This is a genomic window from Streptomyces sp. NPDC043853 (genome assembly GCF_056436025.1).
Map to the genome: position 1 here is coordinate 320,225 of NZ_JBWKDJ010000005.1, position 17,231 is coordinate 337,455.

General features: G+C 75.2%; 16 protein-coding genes and 1 tRNA gene. 11 read left to right on the forward strand and 6 right to left on the reverse strand.

What is annotated here, in order from left to right; all coding sequences use genetic code 11:
* Positions 1-2,880 carry a protein kinase domain-containing protein gene (locus tag AC067U_RS16405; protein WP_478830362.1) on the forward strand — a complete coding sequence of 960 codons (2,880 nt, stop codon included), beginning with the start codon at positions 1-3 and terminating at the stop codon, positions 2,878-2,880.
* Positions 2,881-2,986: 106 nt separating this feature from the next.
* Here the strand turns inward: AC067U_RS16405 and AC067U_RS16410 are convergent, their stop codons facing one another.
* On the reverse strand, positions 2,987-4,012 hold the full coding sequence (locus AC067U_RS16410; RefSeq protein WP_478830601.1) for a PHP domain-containing protein: 1,026 nt from the start codon (positions 4,010-4,012) through the stop codon (positions 2,987-2,989).
* A 94-nt stretch (positions 4,013-4,106) separates the two neighbouring features.
* On the opposite strand from AC067U_RS16410, the gene AC067U_RS16415 reads away from it, so the two are divergent.
* Together AC067U_RS16415 and AC067U_RS16420 are read left to right on the forward strand one after the other, a co-directional pair.
* A complete protein-coding gene (locus AC067U_RS16415; protein ID WP_478830363.1) occupies positions 4,107-4,673 on the forward strand; it encodes a YbaK/EbsC family protein in 567 nt (188 codons plus the stop codon).
* A 52-nt stretch (positions 4,674-4,725) separates the two neighbouring features.
* On the forward strand, positions 4,726-5,094 hold the full coding sequence (locus AC067U_RS16420; protein WP_478830364.1) for a YbjQ family protein: 369 nt from the start codon (positions 4,726-4,728) through the stop codon (positions 5,092-5,094).
* On the opposite strand, the gene AC067U_RS16425 is transcribed toward AC067U_RS16420, so the two are convergent.
* Positions 5,058-5,567: a DUF3224 domain-containing protein gene (locus AC067U_RS16425; RefSeq protein WP_478830365.1), complete on the reverse strand. Its 510-nt coding sequence runs from the start codon at positions 5,565-5,567 to the stop codon at positions 5,058-5,060. The two genes, AC067U_RS16420 and AC067U_RS16425, sit on opposite strands and share 37 nt — an antisense overlap.
* Positions 5,568-5,657: 90 nt before the next feature.
* On the opposite strand from AC067U_RS16425, the gene AC067U_RS16430 reads away from it, so the two are divergent.
* The 3 genes from AC067U_RS16430 (at position 5,658) to AC067U_RS16440 (ending at position 8,099) form a co-directional block, all read left to right on the forward strand.
* Positions 5,658-6,725 (forward strand): helix-turn-helix transcriptional regulator, encoded by a 1,068-nt coding sequence (locus tag AC067U_RS16430; protein ID WP_478830366.1) that lies wholly within the window; start codon positions 5,658-5,660, stop codon positions 6,723-6,725.
* A gap of 158 nt (positions 6,726-6,883) precedes the next feature.
* Complete coding sequence (locus AC067U_RS16435; protein ID WP_478830367.1) at positions 6,884-7,345, forward strand: sortase-dependent protein; 462 nt, start codon at positions 6,884-6,886, stop codon at positions 7,343-7,345.
* A gap of 1 nt (position 7,346) precedes the next feature.
* Positions 7,347-8,099: an RNA polymerase sigma factor gene (locus AC067U_RS16440; protein WP_478830368.1), complete on the forward strand. Its 753-nt coding sequence runs from the start codon at positions 7,347-7,349 to the stop codon at positions 8,097-8,099.
* A 217-nt stretch (positions 8,100-8,316) separates the two neighbouring features.
* On the opposite strand, the gene AC067U_RS16445 is transcribed toward AC067U_RS16440, so the two are convergent.
* The 3 genes from AC067U_RS16445 to AC067U_RS16455 all read right to left on the reverse strand — a co-directional run bounded on the left by AC067U_RS16445 (position 8,317) and on the right by AC067U_RS16455 (position 9,938).
* Positions 8,317-8,670, reverse strand: a complete 354-nt coding sequence (locus tag AC067U_RS16445) for a hypothetical protein (RefSeq protein ID WP_478830369.1) — start codon at positions 8,668-8,670, stop codon at positions 8,317-8,319.
* Positions 8,671-8,742: 72 nt separating this feature from the next.
* Positions 8,743-9,408 (reverse strand): MSMEG_1061 family FMN-dependent PPOX-type flavoprotein, encoded by a 666-nt coding sequence (locus AC067U_RS16450; RefSeq protein ID WP_478830370.1) that lies wholly within the window; start codon positions 9,406-9,408, stop codon positions 8,743-8,745.
* Positions 9,409-9,470: 62 nt separating this feature from the next.
* The gene (locus AC067U_RS16455; RefSeq protein WP_478830371.1) at positions 9,471-9,938 is read right to left on the reverse strand and encodes a MarR family winged helix-turn-helix transcriptional regulator; all 468 of its coding nucleotides are present in this window, start codon (positions 9,936-9,938) and stop codon (positions 9,471-9,473) included.
* Between the two features lie 201 nt (positions 9,939-10,139).
* Here AC067U_RS16455 and AC067U_RS16460 point away from each other — a divergent pair, with 201 nt between their 5' ends.
* On the forward strand, positions 10,140-11,411 hold the full coding sequence (locus AC067U_RS16460; RefSeq protein ID WP_478830372.1) for an MFS transporter: 1,272 nt from the start codon (positions 10,140-10,142) through the stop codon (positions 11,409-11,411).
* Between the two features lie 143 nt (positions 11,412-11,554).
* Positions 11,555-13,216, forward strand: coding sequence for a beta-N-acetylhexosaminidase (locus AC067U_RS16465; RefSeq protein ID WP_478830373.1), 1,662 nt, complete (start codon positions 11,555-11,557; stop codon positions 13,214-13,216).
* 9 nt (positions 13,217-13,225) lie between these two features.
* Here AC067U_RS16465 and AC067U_RS16470 read toward each other — a convergent pair whose 3' ends face one another.
* A complete protein-coding gene (locus AC067U_RS16470) occupies positions 13,226-14,047 on the reverse strand; it encodes a glutamate ABC transporter substrate-binding protein (protein ID WP_478830374.1) in 822 nt (273 codons plus the stop codon).
* Positions 14,048-14,389: 342 nt separating this feature from the next.
* Here AC067U_RS16470 and AC067U_RS16475 point away from each other — a divergent pair, with 342 nt between their 5' ends.
* The 3 genes from AC067U_RS16475 (at position 14,390) to AC067U_RS16485 (ending at position 17,230) form a co-directional block, all read left to right on the forward strand.
* The gene (locus tag AC067U_RS16475) at positions 14,390-15,301 is read left to right on the forward strand and encodes a hypothetical protein (protein WP_478830375.1); all 912 of its coding nucleotides are present in this window, start codon (positions 14,390-14,392) and stop codon (positions 15,299-15,301) included.
* Between the two features lie 61 nt (positions 15,302-15,362).
* Positions 15,363-15,435 (forward strand) — tRNA-Arg (locus tag AC067U_RS16480).
* A gap of 31 nt (positions 15,436-15,466) precedes the next feature.
* Positions 15,467-17,230, forward strand: a complete 1,764-nt coding sequence (locus AC067U_RS16485) for an ankyrin repeat domain-containing protein (RefSeq protein ID WP_478830376.1) — start codon at positions 15,467-15,469, stop codon at positions 17,228-17,230.
* Position 17,231 lies beyond the last annotated feature (1 nt).

Genomic DNA, 17,231 nt, shown 5'->3' on the forward strand with positions numbered 1-17,231 from the left:
ATGCGCCCGCTCACCTCGGCCGATCCCGCCGCGATCGGCGGCCACCGGCTGCTGGGGCGCCTCGGCTCGGGCGGCATGGGCACGGTGTACCTGGGCCGGTCCCCGGCGGGCAACCTGGTCGCCGTGAAGGTGATCCGCGCCGACCACGCGGCGGACCCGGCCTTCCGTGCCCGGTTCCGCCGTGAGGCGACCGCCGCCGGGCGGCTGGCCGGACGCTGGGTGGTGCCGGTGGTCGCCGCCGACCCCGAAGCCCGCGAACCGTGGCTGGCCACCCCGTTCGTACCGGGCCCCTCACTGGCGGAGGCGGTCGCCGCGTACGGTCCGCTGCCGGCCCCGACCGTACGGACGCTGGGCGTGCGCCTCGCCGAGGCGCTGGAGCAGGTCCACTCGGCCGGGCTGGTCCACCGGGACGTCAAGCCGGGGAACATCCTGCTCGCCCTGGACGGTCCGCGCCTGATCGACTTCGGCATCGCCCGGGAGACCGGGGCGACCGCGCTGACGGCCGCGGACGCCGTGGTCGGCACGCCGGGCTATCTGGCGCCGGAGCTGGCCCGCGCGGGCGCCCAGGCCCCGGAGCCGGCGAGCGACGTGTTCTCGCTGGGCTGCGTCCTGGCGTACGCGGCCACGGGCCACGCCCCGTTCGGTGGCGGCCACCCCGCGGCGGTGGTCTACCGCAGCATCCACGACGATGCCGAACTGGACGCCGTGCCACCCGACTTGCGCCCGGCGATCGCCGCCTGCATGGCCAAGACCCCGCCGGCCCGCCCCACCCCGAGCGAACTCCGCGCCCTGCTGGGCTTCCCGGTTCCGGCCGCACCGGCCGACGCGGTCCCGGCCGGCGACGCGGCTCTGACCGCCGACATTCCGTCCGACGCGCCCCCGTCCGACGCGCCCCCGTCCGGAGGGGCCGGCTCCGACGTCGGCCCGGCGGACGGGCCCGTGGCCGGTGCCGCCCAGGAGGCGGTGGCCGAGCGGGGGCACACCCGAGGGGCCCGTGCGGGGGCGGGGTCCGAGCCGGGGCAGACGCAGGACTCCCGGTGGGAGTCGGGAGCTGTGGACCCGGCAGGTCATGCCGCGCCCACGGCGAGCCGTCCGGCGGCGGCGCACCTCGCTCCTGCCGACGCACCTGCCCGCCCCGCCGCGCCTTCCGCAGCTCCCGCAGCTCCCGCAGCTCCCGCAGCTCCCCCTGCGGCGGACGCTCCCACGGTCACTCGGATTGCCCGGCAGATCCCCGTACCGGCCGGCCCCTGGACCCCCGGGTCGCAGGTGCCCGCTCGTCCCCCCTCCGAACCGGACACTCCCGCCGTCCCGGCCGCCCCGGACTCTGCCGACGCCGCGGCCGACGCCCGAGCATCGACCGTCCTCGACGCCGGGGCAGCGGGTCAGGACCGGACCGCCGACGGGCGGGGTGCGGGCCGCGCGGCCTCCCACGTCGCCCCGTACGCAGCGCAGGCGAGCACCGCGCAGACGGCCGAGGCGGCACAGACTGCCGAGGCGGTACAGGCCGTCGAGGACTGGCTGCCGCCGGGGTTGCGGAGGCTGATCGCCGAGCGGTCCGCGCGTGCGCTCGACCTGCCCGCGCCGGAGGTCACCCAGGCGGAAGGCGGTGGGCCGGCCGGCGCGGGCTCGGTGACGCCGGCCGAGGAGGGACCCGCGCGAACCGGGCTGAGCCGCAGGCGGTTGTTCGCCTTCGGCGGGGCCGCGCTGGCGGCGGCGGCCGTGCCGGTCGTCCTGCTCCGCGGCGGTGACGAGGCCGGGGCCGGCACGGGAACGCCGCCCGCCCGGAACCTGCCCACCCTCACCCTCGCCCTGCAGGCCGACCTGACCGGCCCCGGCAAGGCCACCGGCCAGGCGCACGAGCGCGGCGCGCGGTTGGCCGTGGAACGCCACAACGCCCGCCCCGACGCCCTGTTCCGGCTGGCGCTGAAGGTCGCCGACGACGCCGGAGACGCCGCCCGCGCCGAGCGGGTGGCGCGGGAACTGGCCGCCGACCCGGCCGTCACCGCGCTTCTCGGCCCGACCTGGGACGCCGCCTTGACCACCGTCGCGAACGCCTGCCTCGCCGCCGACCTCACCCAGCTGGCGGTTTCCGTCGACAGCCCCGAGAACGCCCCGGTCACCTGGCGGACCCTCTGCCTGACCCGCCCCGCCGACGTCCAGATCAGCTTCCCCGTCATCCACTACCTCTCACAGGTCCGGCCCTCGCCCCGTACGGCCGTGGTCGAGGACGAGGCCGGCGGCGCGACGGCCTGGCGGATCAGCCAGTCCCTGCAGCAGAGCCCGCCCGCCCAGGGCACCGTGACGGTCCACCGGGTCCCGGCGGCCGGCAGCGGCTCCGACATCGGTGCTGCGGCGGCAGCCCTGACCGCGGCCGGGGCCGATGCCGTCGTCCTCACCGCGACCTCGCCCGAGCGTGCCGCCCGGTTCGCCCGTGCGCTCGCCGAGGCCGGGTTCCGCGGGCCCCGGGTCGGAATCCAGCACGTCATGGAACCCGGCTTCCTGACCGCTGCCGGTGCGGTGGCCGAAGGCTGGGTGTTCGGCGCCCTGTTCACCGACCCGCTCGCCGTTCCGGCCGCCGCCGAGTTCACCGCGGCCCACCGGAAGGCGTACGGGGGACCGCCCGCCCGCTGGGCCACCGAGGCCTACGACGCGGTCGGCCTCGTCGCCACCGCTCTCGCGGCGCTGGCGGAGGAGGGGCGCGACCGGGCGGGCCTGTCCCGCCGGATCTTCCGCACCCCCTACCGCGGCCTGGCCAAGCCCATCGAGCACAACCCCGACTCCCGTTCGCTGATCCACGGCCGGCTGGGGCACCTCTACCGGGTCGAGTCGGGTGCGTACCGCTACCTCGGGATCTACGCCGACGTCCGCGCCGGCGCCTGAGCACCTTCCCCCGCGGGGAACCGCAGCACGGGCGTCGTGCGGGGCCTGCCCGAAGTCGCCCGGGCGTCCGTACGGTCCGCCGCGGCGGTTCCGGCGCCGGCACCGCTCAGCCCCGGGCCCCTGACCCCGTCCAGGCCAGCAGCCGTTCCAGCGGCCAGGTGTTGACCACCCGGTCCGCCGGCACCCCGCATTCCTCCGCCCGGGCGCACCCGTGGATCTGCCAGCTCAGCTGGCCCGGCGCGTGCGCGTCCGTGTCCACGGAGAACAGCACGCCCGCGTCCACCGCCTGACGGAGCAGCCTGCGCGGCGGATCCAGCCGCTCCGGGCGACTGTTGACCTCCACCGCCGTGCCCGCCTCCGCGCACGCCGCGAACACCGCCTCCGCGTCGAACTCCGATTCCGGCCGCCCCCGCCCGGTGACCAGCCGGCCCGTGCAGTGCCCCAGGACGTCCGCGTGCGGATTGCGCACGGCGGCCACCATCCGGCGGGTCATCGCCCGCTTCTCCATGCGCAGTTTGGAATGGACCGACACCACCACCAGGTCCAGCCGGTCCAGCAGTTCCGGCTCCTGGTCCAGGCCGCCGTCGTCGAGGATGTCGCACTCGATGCCCGTGAGCAGCCGGAACGGCGCCCAGCCGGCGTTCAGTTCCGCCACCACGTCCAGCTGTTCGCGCAGCCGTTCCGGGGACAGCCCGCGCGCCACCGTCAGCCGCGGGGAGTGGTCGGTGAGCACCGCGTAGGCGTGGCCCAGTTCGATCGCCGTCCGCCCCATGTCCTCGATGGTGCTGCCGCCGTCCGACCAGTCCGAGTGCAGATGGCAGTCCCCGCGCAGCGCCGCCCGCAGCGTCTCGCCCCGCCCGTCCGTGGTGAGCGGCCGGGCCGCCTCCTCCTCCAGCCGCTGGAGGTAGTCGGGGATCCGCCCGGCCAGCGCCTCCGCGATGACCCCGGCGGTCTTCGGGCCGATCCCCTTGACCGCCTCCAGGGTTCCGGCGTCCGCCCGGGCGGCGGCCTGGCCCTCCGGCATCTCCGCGACCCGCGCCGCGGCCGTACGGAAGGCCTGGACGCGGTACGTGGGTGCCTGGGCGCGCTCCAGCAGGAAGGCGATCCGCCGCAGCGCGGCCACCGGATCCATCGGCGCCTCCTGCTTCCGTCCCGTACGCCGCCGGGCACCTCCGTGTCCGCAGTCCAGGATCCCACCGGCGGGCCGCTGGTGCATGATTGCGATCATGCGCGCTCCGATCGGACCCTTCGACCACGCCCGCCCCGCCCCCGACTGCCTGGACGAACTGACCCGCCCGGTGGCCGAGGCGGTCCGCTCCTGGCACGGCACCGTTCCCGGCGAACAGATCCTCTACGTCGACACCGACCCCGCCATCGCCGACACGGCCGCCTTCGTGGCGCACTTCGGCCAGGACCTGCTCGACGTCTCGGCGAACTGCGTGATCGTCGCCGCCCGGCGCGGCGGCGAGACCTCGTACGCCGCCTGCCTGATCCCCTCCGGCGCCCGCGCCGACGTCAACGGCGCCGTACGCCGCCGGCTCGGCGCGCGGAAGGTGTCCTTCGCGCCGATGGACACCGCCGTGGAACGGACGGGCATGGAGTACGGCGGGATCACCCCGATCGGGCTCCCGGCCGACTGGCCGCTGCTGGTGGACCCGGCCGTGGCCGACCTGCCGTACGTCCTGGTGGGCAGCGGCCGCCGGCGCGGCAAGCTGATCGCCCCGGGCAAGCTGTTCGCCGAGCTCCCGGGGGCGGAGATCGTCGAGGACCTCTCCCTCCGGCCGGCGGGTTGACCACGGGGCCGCCCGGGATGCGGGCCGGGGGCGCCCGCAGCAAGGTGGTGCCATGGGAATCGAGGATTTCGGCGGAGGACCGTCGACGGCGTCCGGGGTCCTGGTGGTGACCACGAACGACGTGCCGGGATACCGCGTCCAGCAGGTCATCGGCGAGGTCTTCGGCCTCACCGTCCGGTCCCGGCACCTCGGCAGCCAGATCGGCGCGGGTCTGAAGTCGATGATCGGCGGTGAGCTCAAGGGACTCACCAAGACCCTGGTCGAGACCCGCAACCAGGCCATGGACCGGCTCATCGAGCAGGCGCGGTCCCGGGGTGCCAACGCCGTGCTGATGATGCGCTTCGACGTGACCGAAGCCGCCGACGTCGGTACCGAGGTCTGCGCCTACGGCACGGCCGTGGTCATCACCGCCGCTGCCTGAGCATCCGGCCCGCGGGATTCGCCGCCCTCACCCTTCTCGGCGCCCTCGCGGTCCTCGCCGTCCTCGCCGTCGAATCCGTAGTCGAGGACGTACGCGACGGACTGCGCGCCGTGCGGGGTGGTGAAGCCGCCCCTGCCGCGCAGTCCGGTCAGCTCACCGGTGCCGGAACCCGGCACCACCTCGAAGGTGCAGCGCGTGCCGGCCGCATCGAAGGTGCCGGTCTCGGCCAGCACGAAGCTGCCCTCGCGGCCGCCGACGCTGCCGGTGAGCAGCTCCATGCCGGCGAACGAGCCCGCCGTCTCACCGAGGTAGGCGATGGTGTAGCGGCAGAGGGTGCCGGCCGCCTCGATGCCGCCGGAGAAGCTGTTCCTCACCGAGGCCTCGGCCAGCCGCGGTACGGCGTCCGCCGCGCCGGCCGGCTGCTCGGTCCAGTCGGCGAACACGAAATGTCCGGCGGCCTGCGTGGTGCTCATGGGTGTCCTCCCGGGGGATGTGATCGGAGCGGGTCGCTCGGGCACCATCGTTCAGGCCGTACCTGACACCTTCTGTCATATACATGGACCATGCGCGCGGACCGTCTCCTCACCCTCCTCCTGCTCCTGCAGAACCGCGGCCGGCTGACGGCCCGTGAACTCGCCGCGGAACTGGAGGTGTCGGTCCGTACCGTGCACCGGGACGTCGAAGCGCTGGGCGCGGCGGGGATTCCCGTGTGCGCGGACCGGGGGCCGGCCGGTGGGTACCGGCTGCTGGACGGCTACCGGACCCGGCTCACCGGTCTGACCGGCACGGAGGCGGACTCGCTGCTGTTCGCGGGGGCGCCGGGCCCGGCGTCCGACCTGGGCCTCGGCGCGGACCTGGCCACGGCGCGGCTCAAACTGGAGGCCGCGCTGCCGGCGGCGCTGGCGGGCCGGGTCCGGCGGGTCCAGGACCGCTTCCACCTCGACGCCCCGGCCTGGTTCCGGGACGCCGACCCCGTCCCGCACCTGGCCCGGATCGCGCAGGCGGTGTGGGACCAGCGGGTGATCCGGGCGGACTACCGGCGGTGGCGCGGCGAGGTCAGGCGCGCGTTGCGCCCGCTGGGACTCGTCCTCAAGGGCGGCATCTGGTACCTGGTGGCGCAGCCGGACGACGCCCCGGCCCCGGTCCCGGAGCAGGCCCCGGCCCCGGCCCCGGAGCAGGCCCCGGCCCCGGTCCCGGAGCAGGCCCCGGCCCCGGCCCCGGAGCCCCGCACCTACCGGGTGTCCCGCTTCCGCACGGTGGAGGTGGGATCGGAGCCCTTCGACCGCCCGCCGGAGTTCGACCTGGCCGCGTACTGGCAGGAGTCCATCCGCCGGATGGAGGCCGCGTGCCGCCACCAGACGGCACGGCTACGGCTGTCCCCGCAGGCGGTACGGCTGCTGCCCATGCAGTTCGGCTCGGCGGGCGCCCGGGCGCTGGCCGGGGCGGGGGAGCCGGACGCGGACGGCTGGGTGGAGGTGGAGATGACCGTGGAACACGACCAGGTCGCGGTGAGCGACCTGCTGCGCCTCGGCCCGCACGCGGAAGTCCTCTCCCCGCCGCACCTCCGGGCCGCCCTCGGGGAGGCCGTCGCGGCCCTGTCGGCCCTGTACGCGCACCCTGGCCGCCCCTGATCCGTCCCGTTTGATCCCGCTTCCTCCGGCCCGGCCGGGGAAGCGGGAAACTCCGGCGGAAAAACTTCGGCGACCACGGCAACCTCCCGGGGGGTCGCACGTCGTGGGGGGTGAAGGGCGCGATCCGGCGCCCTCGTCCCCCGACCCGGGAGCAATACGTGCACAACCTGAAGCGCGCAGTCCTCACCGCCGCCGTCACCGCGGCACTGGCGGCCGTGGCCGTACCGGCGTCCGCGGCGTCCGGGCCGAGCGCCACCCCCTCGGCGGCGCCGTCGGCGGTGCCTAGCGCCCCGCCCACCGCGACCCGGTCCGCCGCGCCGTCGGCGGTCCCCAGCGTCCCGGCGAGCCCCCGGCCCACGGCGAGCGCGAGCAGCCCGGCCGGTGCCAAGCCGACGCCGAGGCCCAGCATGCCGCCGTCCGCCACCCCGTCGGCAGCCCCCTCGGGCGTCCCCACGGCCGCGCCCTCCGCCGTTCCCTCGGCCGTCCCCTCCGGCACGCCCGAGCTCGCGCATACTGGTGGATCCGGTGCGACCAATGCCGCCATAGGCGCCGGAGCCGTCGGCCTCCTCGGGGCCGGGGCCGGGACCCTGTTCCTCGTCCGGCGGCGTGCCCTGCGCTGACGTGCTCGACCCGAGGAACCCCGTGCTGCACCACGCCCTGCCGTTCCGCTCCGCCGCGCCCGGATTCCCCCGGGCCCGGTGGGGCGGCCGGCGGGGCGTGCGCGCCGTCCTGCGTGGAGCACGGCTGCTGATCCTGGGCGGCCGCGAGCCCGCCGCCCCGCCCGCACGGCAGGCGCTCCCGCACGCGCCCGCGTACGGGCCCTCGTACGGGGCTTCGTACGCGGACCCGTTCGCGCACCCCTCCGGGTACGGGGAGGACGACCCGCGCCCGCCCACCGTGACCGGGCTCTACCACGCGCACCGGCTCGCCATGGTCCGCCTCGCGGTACTCCTCGTCGACGACCTGGCCACCGCCGAGGACGTGGTCCAGGACGCCTTCACCGCCCTCTACCGGCGCCACGGCGAGCACATCGCCGAGGTCGACAACGCGCTCGGCTACCTGCGGACGGCCGTGGTCAACACCTCCCGCTCGGTGCTCCGGCGCCGCCGGACCGCCCGGGCCTGGACCCCGCCCCCGCCGACCGACGTGCCCTCCGCCGAGGACCACGTGGTGCTCGACGAGGCGCACCGCGAGGTGCTCGCCGCGCTCGGCCGGCTCACCCCGCGCCGCCGCCAGGTGCTGGTCCTGCGCTACTGGGCCGACCTCAGCGAGGCGGAGATCGCCGAGACCCTGGGCATCAGCAGGGGAGCGGTCAAGTCGAACGCCAGCCGCGCCCTGGACGCGCTGGAACGGATCCTGGAGGGACGGATATGACGGCCGACGATGTGACGGCCGGGCGGGGCGAGCGGGGCGAACGGCCCGTGGAGCGCCGGCTCCGGCAGGCCCTCGAGGCCCGTGCGGAGTCGGTGACCGTACGGGACCTGCGCCCGGCGGCGCCCCCGCGCACGGTCCGGCAGCGACTGTGGTGGCGGAGCCCGTTCGTCCGGGCCGGGCTGGCCGGCCTCGCGGCGGCCGCCGTGGCCGGTGCCGTCTACCTGGGGGTCGCGCCCGAGCCGCCGGGCCGGCGCCCGGCCCCGCCGGCCGCCCCGCCCAGCCTGGAGCCGACCCGCTCGGAGCCGGACCGGTCCAGCGCCACCCCGGGGCCCCCGGCGCCGTCCGGGTCCCCGTCGAGGGCGCCGTCAGCGGTGCCTTCGGCTCCGCCGGGCGTGACTCCCGGGGCGCCTCCGGCGTCGTCCCCGGGGGCGACGCCGAGCAGGTCCCGGGGCGGCAGCCCGACCCCGAGCCGGAGCGCGCCCCGCAGCCCCACGCCCGGCGGTACGGCCGGCCCCACCGGCGGATCCGGCGCAGCCGCCCCGCCCAGCGCCACGCCCAGCCGACTGCCCACCGGCTGAGGGGAGCCGCCCGGCCGCGGGGCTGCCCCCGCCACCGCGCGGCTGTCACCGGTACCGCCGGGCTGTCACTCGTACCGGTGCTCCAGGGATTCCCGTTCGTCCCGTCGGATCTGCTCCAGCGTCAGGCCGGGCAGGTCCAGGTGCGCGAGGGTGATCTCGGCGGAGCTCGGCACGGCGTCCTCCGGCAGCCAGTTCCCGGGCTTCCAGGCGTTGCCGCGCAGGAGTGCCTTCGGACAGTGCTGGTAGACGTCCTCCGCCTCGACCACGATCGCGCTGCGCGGCGGCTTGCCGACCGCCGTCAGCTGCTCCAGCAGGCGCGGGTCGGTGGTGACGCAGGCCCGGCCGTTCACCCGCAGCGTGGTCGGCCGCCCGGGGACGAGGAAGATCAGGCCGGCCTGGCCGGTCTCGACGATGTTGTGCATGCTGTCCAGCCGCCGGTTGCCGGTGGCGTCGGGGATGGCGAGGGTGAACTCGTCCAGCACGGAGACGAACCCGGCCGGGCCGCCCCGCGGGGTCACGTCGCAGCGCCCGTCGGCGCCGGTGCTGGCCAGGAACACGAGGGAGGAGTGGGCGATGAAGGCGCGGGCGAGGTCGTGGATCCGGTCCACGGACTTGCGCAGGGCGTTCTCGCCGGGCAGTTCGTAGATGTCGCGGAGCCGGGCCGTGTCGTGCACGGCTCCGGCCTCCAGGGCCTCGAATATGCGGCCGGCCGGCCGCGGCGTGGTCGTCACGTACCGGCAACCTATCCGATTGCCGATCTTGAGGGAACGCTCAGCGGGCGCCGGGTTCGCGGTCAGCGCCCCGGGGTCTCCGCCGCCAGCTGTTCCACGGCCCTGACCAGTGGAGCCAGTTCGGGGTTGAGCGCGGCCGCGTCGAGCGCCTCACGGAGCGCGGCGGCGTTCGTCGGGCGGGCGTCCTCCAGCAGGGCCAGGCCGGCCCCGCTGACGTTGGTGTAGATGCCGCGGCGGTCCGTGGGGCAGAGGTAGCGGGCCAGCAGACCTCGCTCCTCCAGCCGGGTCACCAGCCGGGTCGTCGCGCTCTGGCTCAGCACCACGGCGTCGGCGACCTGCTTCATCTGCAGGTGGCCGCCCGGTCCGTCGTGCTGCCGGCTGAGGACGTCCAGCAGCGAGTACTCCCGCACGCTCAGCCCGTGAGCCGCCTGCAGGGCCCGCTCGATGTGGGACTCGATCCGCCCGTGCAGCAGGGAGAGGGCGCACCAGCCCTGGGCGGGCCCGGTCAGGGCGCTGTCGGTCGCGGTCATGGCTCCAGGATAGGCCAAGAGCGCAATAGCCCGCGCTTGCAAATATCCCGCGCGTGCAATTAATGTGGACGCAGGCAAACGGCGAACGCATGCGATCCGTGCGGCCGCCGGCCGCCCCGGCGCGCACCCGCCGTGCCCCACCTCCGAGCCCCGCGTGCGCGGCGCCCCGCACCCCACGCCACCCCGCCAAGGAACCCCTCCATGCCCCTCGCACTCCTCGCCCTGGCCATCGGCGCCTTCGGCATCGGCACCACCGAGTTCGTCATCATGGGCCTCCTCCCCGAGGTCGCCGCCGACTACGGGGTCTCCATCCCCACCGCCGGCCTCCTGGTCACCGGCTACGCCCTCGGCGTGGTCCTCGGTGCCCCGCTGATGACCGCGCTCGGCACCCGCGTCCCGCGCAAGCGCATGCTGATGGTGCTCATGGGCCTGTTCGTCGCGGGCAACCTGCTCTCCGCGCTCGCGCCCTCCCTCGGCGTGATGCTGGCCGGCCGGGTGGTCGCCTCCCTCGCCCACGGCGCCTTCTTCGGCATCGGCGCGGTGGTCGCCGCCGGACTGGTGGCCCCCGAGAAGAAGGCGGGCGCCATCGCCGCCATGTTCACCGGCCTGACCGTCGCCAACGTGGTCGGCGTGCCGCTGGGCACCCTGGTCGGCCAGACCCTCGGCTGGCGGGTCACCTTCCTGGCCGTCGCCGCCCTCGGTGTCCTCGGTCTGCTCGGCATCGCCCGCCTGGTGCCCGAACTGCCCCGCCCCGAGGGCGTCCGGATCCGCCACGAGCTGGCCGCCTTCCGCAACGTGCAGGTCCTGCTCGCCATGGCGATGACGGTCCTCGGCTTCGGCGGGGTCTTCGCCGCCATCACCTACCTCGCCCCGATGATGACCGAAGTGGCCGGCTTCGCGGACACCTCCGTGACCTGGCTGCTCGTGCTCCTCGGCCTCGGCATGGTGGCCGGCAACCTGATCGGCGGCCGGTTCGCCGACCGCGCCCTGATGCCCATGCTCTACGTGTCCCTCGGCGCCCTCGCCCTGGTCCTCGCGCTGTTCACGCTCACGGCGCACGACCGGACCGCCGCCGCGGCCACCCTCTTCCTGATCGGCGCCCTCGGCTTCGCCACCGTGCCGCCACTGCAGAAGCGGGTACTCGACCAGGCCGCCGCAGCCCCCACGCTGGCCTCCGCCATGAACATCGCCGCCTTCAACCTGGGCAACGCCCTCGCCGCCTGGCTCGGCGGCCTGGTGATCGCCGCCGGTCTCGGCTGGACCGCCCCCGACTGGGTCGGTGCCGCCCTCGCCGCCGCCGCGCTGGCCCTGGCCGTGCTCTCCGGCGCACTGGAGCGCCGTACGGCCGCCCGCTCCGGCCGGATCGTCGCGGCCGGGAGCCCGGTCCGGGCCGCCCCGGCCACCGCCGCCACGGCCCGGGTGCCGTCCACCGCCACCGCCACCGCCACCGCGTCGGCCGCCGAGACGCACTGAACTCGCGCCGCCCCGCCCCCCGTGCGACGTTGGTACGTACGGGGGACGCGGCCGTTCCGGACCCGTACGGCCTGCGGGAACCCCGTCCGGGTCCGACGACTCGTCGGGTCCCAGACGTCTGTCGAGGAGCACTCGGTCGAAGCATGCGGAAGCTCGGGAAGCGGCACCGGAAGGGCCACACGACCGCGACGGCCACCGCCGCCGCGGTGCTCCTCCTCGCCCTCCCCGGCTGTTCGGAGGCCGGCTCCGAACAGGTCGGCTCCCCGGCTGTCCCGGGCCCGGCCACCAGCCCTCCGGCCGCCCCCGACAGCAGGGCCGCGCCCACCACGGCCCCCGAGCCGTCACCGACCCCGACGTACCCGCTGTCGACCGCCCCGCAGACCGTCCCCGCCGTACGCGAGCACGTACCGGCCCGCGGCCCCGGCTGGCGGCCCGCCGCCGGAGCCCGGGTCGTGGTCGCCGCCGACAGCCCCGGCCTCACCGACGAGGGCAGGCTGACGGCCACCGAGCTCGGGCTCGCCTACGGCGGCACCGCCGCCCCGAAGCGCGGCGACGTACAGCTCGACCTCCAGGCCACAACGCCCGGTGCCACGGCCCCGGAGTCGTACGCCCTCACCGTCCGCGACGGCCAGGTCAGGATCACCGGCCCCGACGAGGCGGGCGTCTTCTACGGCACCCGCACCCTCAAACAGGCCGTCAAGGCCGCCGGATCGATCGGCGAGGGCACCGTCCGCGACCGGCCGGCCAAGCCCCAGCGCGGCCTCAACCTCGACATCGCCCGGAAGCACTTCACCCCCGAGTGGATCGAGGACCGGCTGCGCACCATGGCCGACCTCAAACTCAACCAGCTCGGCCTGCACTTCTCCGACGACCAGGCCTTCCGGATCGAGTCCACCAGCCACCCGGAGATCGTCTCCACCCCGCACCTGACCAAGGCCGAGGTGCGGCGGATCGTCGCCCTCGCCCGGAGCCTGCACATCGACGTGGTCCCGGAGATCGACTCGCCGGGCCACCTCGGCGCCGTCCTCCGCGCCCACCCCGAGCTCCAGCTGCGCAACGTCAACGGCAAGGCCGTCCAGGGCGCCGTGGACATATCCAACCCGGCCTCGGCCGAGCTCGTCGACGAGCTGCTCCGCGAATACCAGCCGCTGTTCCCCGGCCGTGCCTGGCACCTGGGCGCCGACGAGTACCAGGCCCTGGTGGTCCGCGACCCCGAGGCGTCCTTCCCCCAGCTCGCCCAGGCCGCCCGGCAGCGCTACGGCGCCGGGGCGCGGGTGCAGGACCTGGCCACCGGCTGGCTCAACGACCGCGCCGCCGTGATCCGCCCGTCCGGCAAACAGCTCAAGGCGTGGAACGACGGCTTCTTCCCCGGCGGCGTCACCGCCCCGGCCCGCGACATCCAGGCCGAGTACTGGACCGGCAAGGAGATCGGCGCCCGCCCGCCCACGGCCTACCTGGCCGAGGGCCGCAAGGTGGTCAACCTCAACGACGAGTACCTCTACTACGTGCTCGGTGAACCGAACCAGTTCACCTATCCCACCGGCCGCAGGATCTACGAGCAGTGGACCCCGCTGGTGCTGCGCGGCACCACCCCGGTGCCCGCCCGCTACCAGCCGCAGATACTCGGCGCCCGGCTCGCCGTGTGGGCCGACCGGTCCACGGCGCAGACCCAGGCCCAGGTGGCCGCCGGCATCCGGCTGCCGCTGGCCGCCCTGGCCCAGAAGGTGTGGGACGAGCGGACGCCGCGGCCGACCTGGAACGAGTTCACCGCCCAGGTCGGCCGGGCCCTCGGCGGGACGCCCTGACCGGCCGGGTCAGCGGCCCTCGGTGATCTGCGGGGCGGGCTCGTTCTTGAAGTTCACCGCACCGAAATTGCTCTGGACGGCCTTCTCCCAGGACCCGTCCTGGACCATCTTGCGCAGCGCCGCGTTGATCTTCGTCTGGAGCTCGGTGTCGCCCTTCTTCAGGCCGATGCCGTAGTGCTCGTTGCTCAGCTTCAGCCCGGCGAGCTTGAACTTGCCCTGGTTGATGTCCTGCGCCGCGTACCCGGCGAGGATCGCGTTGTCCGTGGTCATCGCGTCCAGGACGGCCTCCTTGAGCGCGACCACGCACTCCGAGTACCCGCCGACCTCGGTGATGCCCGCCTTCGGGGCCAGCTTGGTCCGGATGTTCTCGGCGGAGGTGGAACCCGTGACGGAGCACAGGTTCTTGTTGTTGAGGTCCTCCGCCTTCTTGATGCCCGACTCGGAGGAACGGATCAGCAGGTCCTGGTGGGCCACGAAGTAAGGGCCGGCGAAGTCCACCTTGGCCTTGCGCTTCTCGTTGATCGAGTAACTGGCGACGATGAAGTCGACCTCGTTCTGCTCGAGCATGAGCTCCCGGTCGGAGCTGTAGACCTGCTTGAACTCGATGCGGTCGGGCGTGTAGCCGAGCTCCTTGGCGACGTACCGGGCCACGTCCACGTCGAATCCGGAGAACTTGTCGCCGGGCTCACGCATGCCGAGTCCCGGCTGGTCGAACTTGATGCCGATGGAGATCTTCGGCTTGTCTTCGTCGCCCTGGAGGACTCCGCACCCGGTGGCGGTCAGAACGAGGGCGGTCACTGCGGCAACCGCACCGGCCTTGGGAACCTTCATCATCGACTCTCTGTCTTACGGAACGTGGCTCTGAGGAAGCTAGAAAGGCCACGAAGGAAGCGTCACTAGTTCTGAGGAAAACTTGAGGATAACGATCCGGTGTGGCCGAAGGATCTTCGGCCGCGGCGGCTCGTGGACGGAGGGGACACCGTGGCGGGATCCGTGCGGATCGAAGGCAATGCACTGCTGCTCGGGGACGGGGCACAAGTCCGTTTCATCCGGACATTGCGGCTTCCGGAGGTGGGGACGCACCCGCTTCCACCCGGATTGGGGGAGTTTCCGCTGCGCCGGATCGAGGACTGCCCCGGCCCGGTACCCGAGGAATGGCGGGCACGCGGTGGCGTGATCCTGCCCGTGTACCTGCGCGAGGCGATGTGGATGGCCTTCGGCGGCAGCCGGGAGCCCACCGCCCTGCAGATCGGCGTGGGCAAGGTGTGCGCGGTGTCGGGGGAGCGGTGGACCGGCCGGCCGGCCCGCCGCCCGCAGAACTACGTGGTGCTGCCCCGCCAGCCCTGGCTGGACGGCATCAACTCCGGCAAGGGCACCGTCCGCCAGTTCGTCGCCGTACCCCTCGGCCTGGGCGCGACGGTGGAGGGGCAGGTCACCGGCGAGGAGACCACCGGGGGCGTACAGCTCCAGGCCTTCCCGCTGAACGACGCCCGGCTCGCGGAATGGCGCGAGGAGCAGCGCCGTACGGCGGCGGAGGAGGTGCGCGGCGCCGGCACGGCCGGTGGCCCGCCCGGCGGCTACGGAGGCTACGGCGCCACCGTGCCGATGTCCGCGCCGCCCGCACCCGGAGCCGTACCGGCACCCGCGGGCGCCCCCGCGCCCCGGCCCGGGGCCGGGCCCCGGCCCGCTGCCGCGCCCGCGCCCGCCGCGATGGGACTGGGCGTCGGCGGGTCCATGCGGCAGGAGGTCTACCGGGACGAACGGCCGCTGTCGGACTGGTCGCAGGACCCGGCGGGCCGGGTGTTCGTCCACCTGGTGACCCCGCCCGAGTGGGCGCGGATCACCGGCGAGCCGGCCCCTCCGTCGCCGGTCGACCGGGCCGCCTACACCAGGGCCGGGCTGCCCTGGTTCGACTACTACGACGAGGACGCCACCGACCTCGCCCCGGCCGACACCCTCGGAGCGGTCAAGCCGGTGGGCGAATGGCTCGGCGACGACCACACCCCGTGGGTTCCGCCGGTCCCCGGGCAGGTCCACCCGCTGGGCGACGCCCCCGGCAAGCCGGTGACCGACGGCGACTGGTGACCGGCCGCCACGGCCGACCGGCCTCCGGCCCCGCCGGGGTGATCGTTAGGATCATCCCCGCGGGGTCGTAGCGCAGAGGTCGTCGCGCCAACGCTGCGAGCTGGAGGACGCCGGTTCGAATCCGGTCGGCCCCGCACCCGACGCGCAGTGCCAGGAGGGGACACGATGAGCAGACGACCCCCGCCCGGCGGGATGTACCGCGGGGACCTGGTCGGCTGGCAGACCGTCCGCCGGTACGCGGTGCCGCGCCGCATGATCGAGGACGCCACCGCCCGCCGCCTGGCCGGCGACTGGCGCGGCGCCTGCGCGGCCGCCGCCGTGGATTTCCTCTTCGACCCCGCTGCCGTGGCGGACCGGTACGGCGCGGACCTCGCCGCCCGGCTGGCGGAGGACCTCCGCCACCTCGCCCCCGACCTGATGCGCTGGCACGCACCGCGGATCTGGGGACAGACCCCGCTGGAGCCTGGCCGACTGCTGCTCCTCGCCCGCTACGGACCGGCCGGGCCCATGGCGGACCCCGCCGGCCCGTACCTGTACGCGCGGACCCCGAAGACCGCCTTCGGACCCCAGCGGCTCCGCCTGGGCTTCGGCACCCTCGGGGCCGACACCTGGCGGCGCGCCCCCTACTGGGCTCCCGTCGAGGACTGGACGGCGGCCCGCTACCTGTGGGACGCCCGGCACTCGGCCGGTCTCCGGGAGTCCGCCGCTGCGGGCGGCCGCGGCCACCGGCTGCCGTTCTTCGCGCCCGACGGCAGGCCGCTGCACACGGACGAACTGCCCGCGGCGGACCCCGGACCGGCCGCCGACCCGGTGGCACGTGCCGAATGGAGCGCGGTGCTGGCGGCCCGGCGCGAGCTCGGGGCTGCCTGGGCGGCGGCCGGCATCGACGACCACTACGTCCGCAAGAGCGGCGAGATCCACGTCAAACCGAGCACGGTCCTCAACTACCTGGTGGCCGACGTGACCCGGCTGGCCCCGGAGACCGCCCGGCTCGCCGCGGCCGGCGTCGGCGCCCGCTTCGCCCTGCACGCCTTCCCCGCGTACGTCCTGTTCGAACCCGTCGACGGCGGCCGGGTCCGGATGACCCGGCTGGAGGGAGACCTCCCCGACGACGTGACCGCACTGCCCGGATACGCCTGGCGGCGCCTGCCCGACCCGGTACTGGTCCGGGAAGGCATGCTCACCCCCCGCGAACTCCACCCGCTGGTCGCGGCGGCACTCTTCCCGGAGGCCGGACCGGCGTCCGGCCCGCCCGACCCGCCGGCCCCCGCACCCGTCCGCGTCCGCTGCGGCCGGGAATGGCACGAGGTCGACCACCGGGACGGCGCCCTGCACCTCCCGCACGAGGGCGGGCCGTCCGCCGGGACCGAGGGCGACGGGTCCCGGGGCTCCGAGCCCGAAACCGGCTGCCACGCCGTACGGCGCGTCTGGACCTCGGACCGGGGACGGCTCCCGCGGGCCCTGCAGGCGCAGCGCCAGGACCTGTACCTCCGTGCCCAGCACGGCGACACGCACGGCGTGCTCGCCCTGCTCGACTCCGGGTTCGACCCCCGTGCCCACGGCAGCGGCGGCCGCAGCCTCCTCCACGTCCTCCACCTGGTCGATCACGGGGCACTGCTGCCGCGCCTGCTGTCGGCCGGGCTGGACCTGGAGGCCCGCGACAAACTCGGCCGCACCCCGCTGCTCGCAGCCGTCCACGGAGGCGGTTCGGCGGCCCTGGTCCGCGACCTCCTCGCGGCCGGGTGCAGGATCGACGTCACCGACGACAGCGGGATGTCCCTGGCCCAGATGATCAGCCGCTACGGCCGCACCGACCTGGACTTCCTCGCCGCCCGCCTGGACACGGAATGCCCCGGCATCGGCTCCCGGGCCTGGGACTGGGCCAACGAACGCCTCGCCGCCCGCGGCCGGGGAGGGCGTCCGGGCTGAC

Bases quoted from the DNA above. Each gene is read 5' to 3' on its own strand.
- AC067U_RS16430 (WP_478830366.1), top strand. From the start codon at position 5,658: ATGCGCGCGGACCGTCTCCTCACCCTCCTCCTGCTCCTGCAGAACCGC.
- AC067U_RS16415 (WP_478830363.1), top strand. From the start codon at position 4,107: ATGCGCGCTCCGATCGGACCCTTCGACCACGCCCGCCCCGCCCCCGAC.
- AC067U_RS16470 (WP_478830374.1), bottom strand. From the start codon at position 14,047: ATGAAGGTTCCCAAGGCCGGTGCGGTTGCCGCAGTGACCGCCCTCGTT.
- AC067U_RS16405 (WP_478830362.1), top strand. From the start codon at position 1: ATGCGCCCGCTCACCTCGGCCGATCCCGCCGCGATCGGCGGCCACCGG.
- AC067U_RS16460 (WP_478830372.1), top strand. From the start codon at position 10,140: ATGCCCCTCGCACTCCTCGCCCTGGCCATCGGCGCCTTCGGCATCGGC.
- AC067U_RS16485 (WP_478830376.1), top strand. From the start codon at position 15,467: ATGAGCAGACGACCCCCGCCCGGCGGGATGTACCGCGGGGACCTGGTC.
- AC067U_RS16420 (WP_478830364.1), top strand. From the start codon at position 4,726: ATGGGAATCGAGGATTTCGGCGGAGGACCGTCGACGGCGTCCGGGGTC.
- AC067U_RS16425 (WP_478830365.1), bottom strand. From the start codon at position 5,567: ATGAGCACCACGCAGGCCGCCGGACATTTCGTGTTCGCCGACTGGACC.
- AC067U_RS16465 (WP_478830373.1), top strand. From the start codon at position 11,555: ATGCGGAAGCTCGGGAAGCGGCACCGGAAGGGCCACACGACCGCGACG.
- AC067U_RS16410 (WP_478830601.1), bottom strand. From the start codon at position 4,012: ATGGATCCGGTGGCCGCGCTGCGGCGGATCGCCTTCCTGCTGGAGCGC.
- AC067U_RS16455 (WP_478830371.1), bottom strand. From the start codon at position 9,938: ATGACCGCGACCGACAGCGCCCTGACCGGGCCCGCCCAGGGCTGGTGC.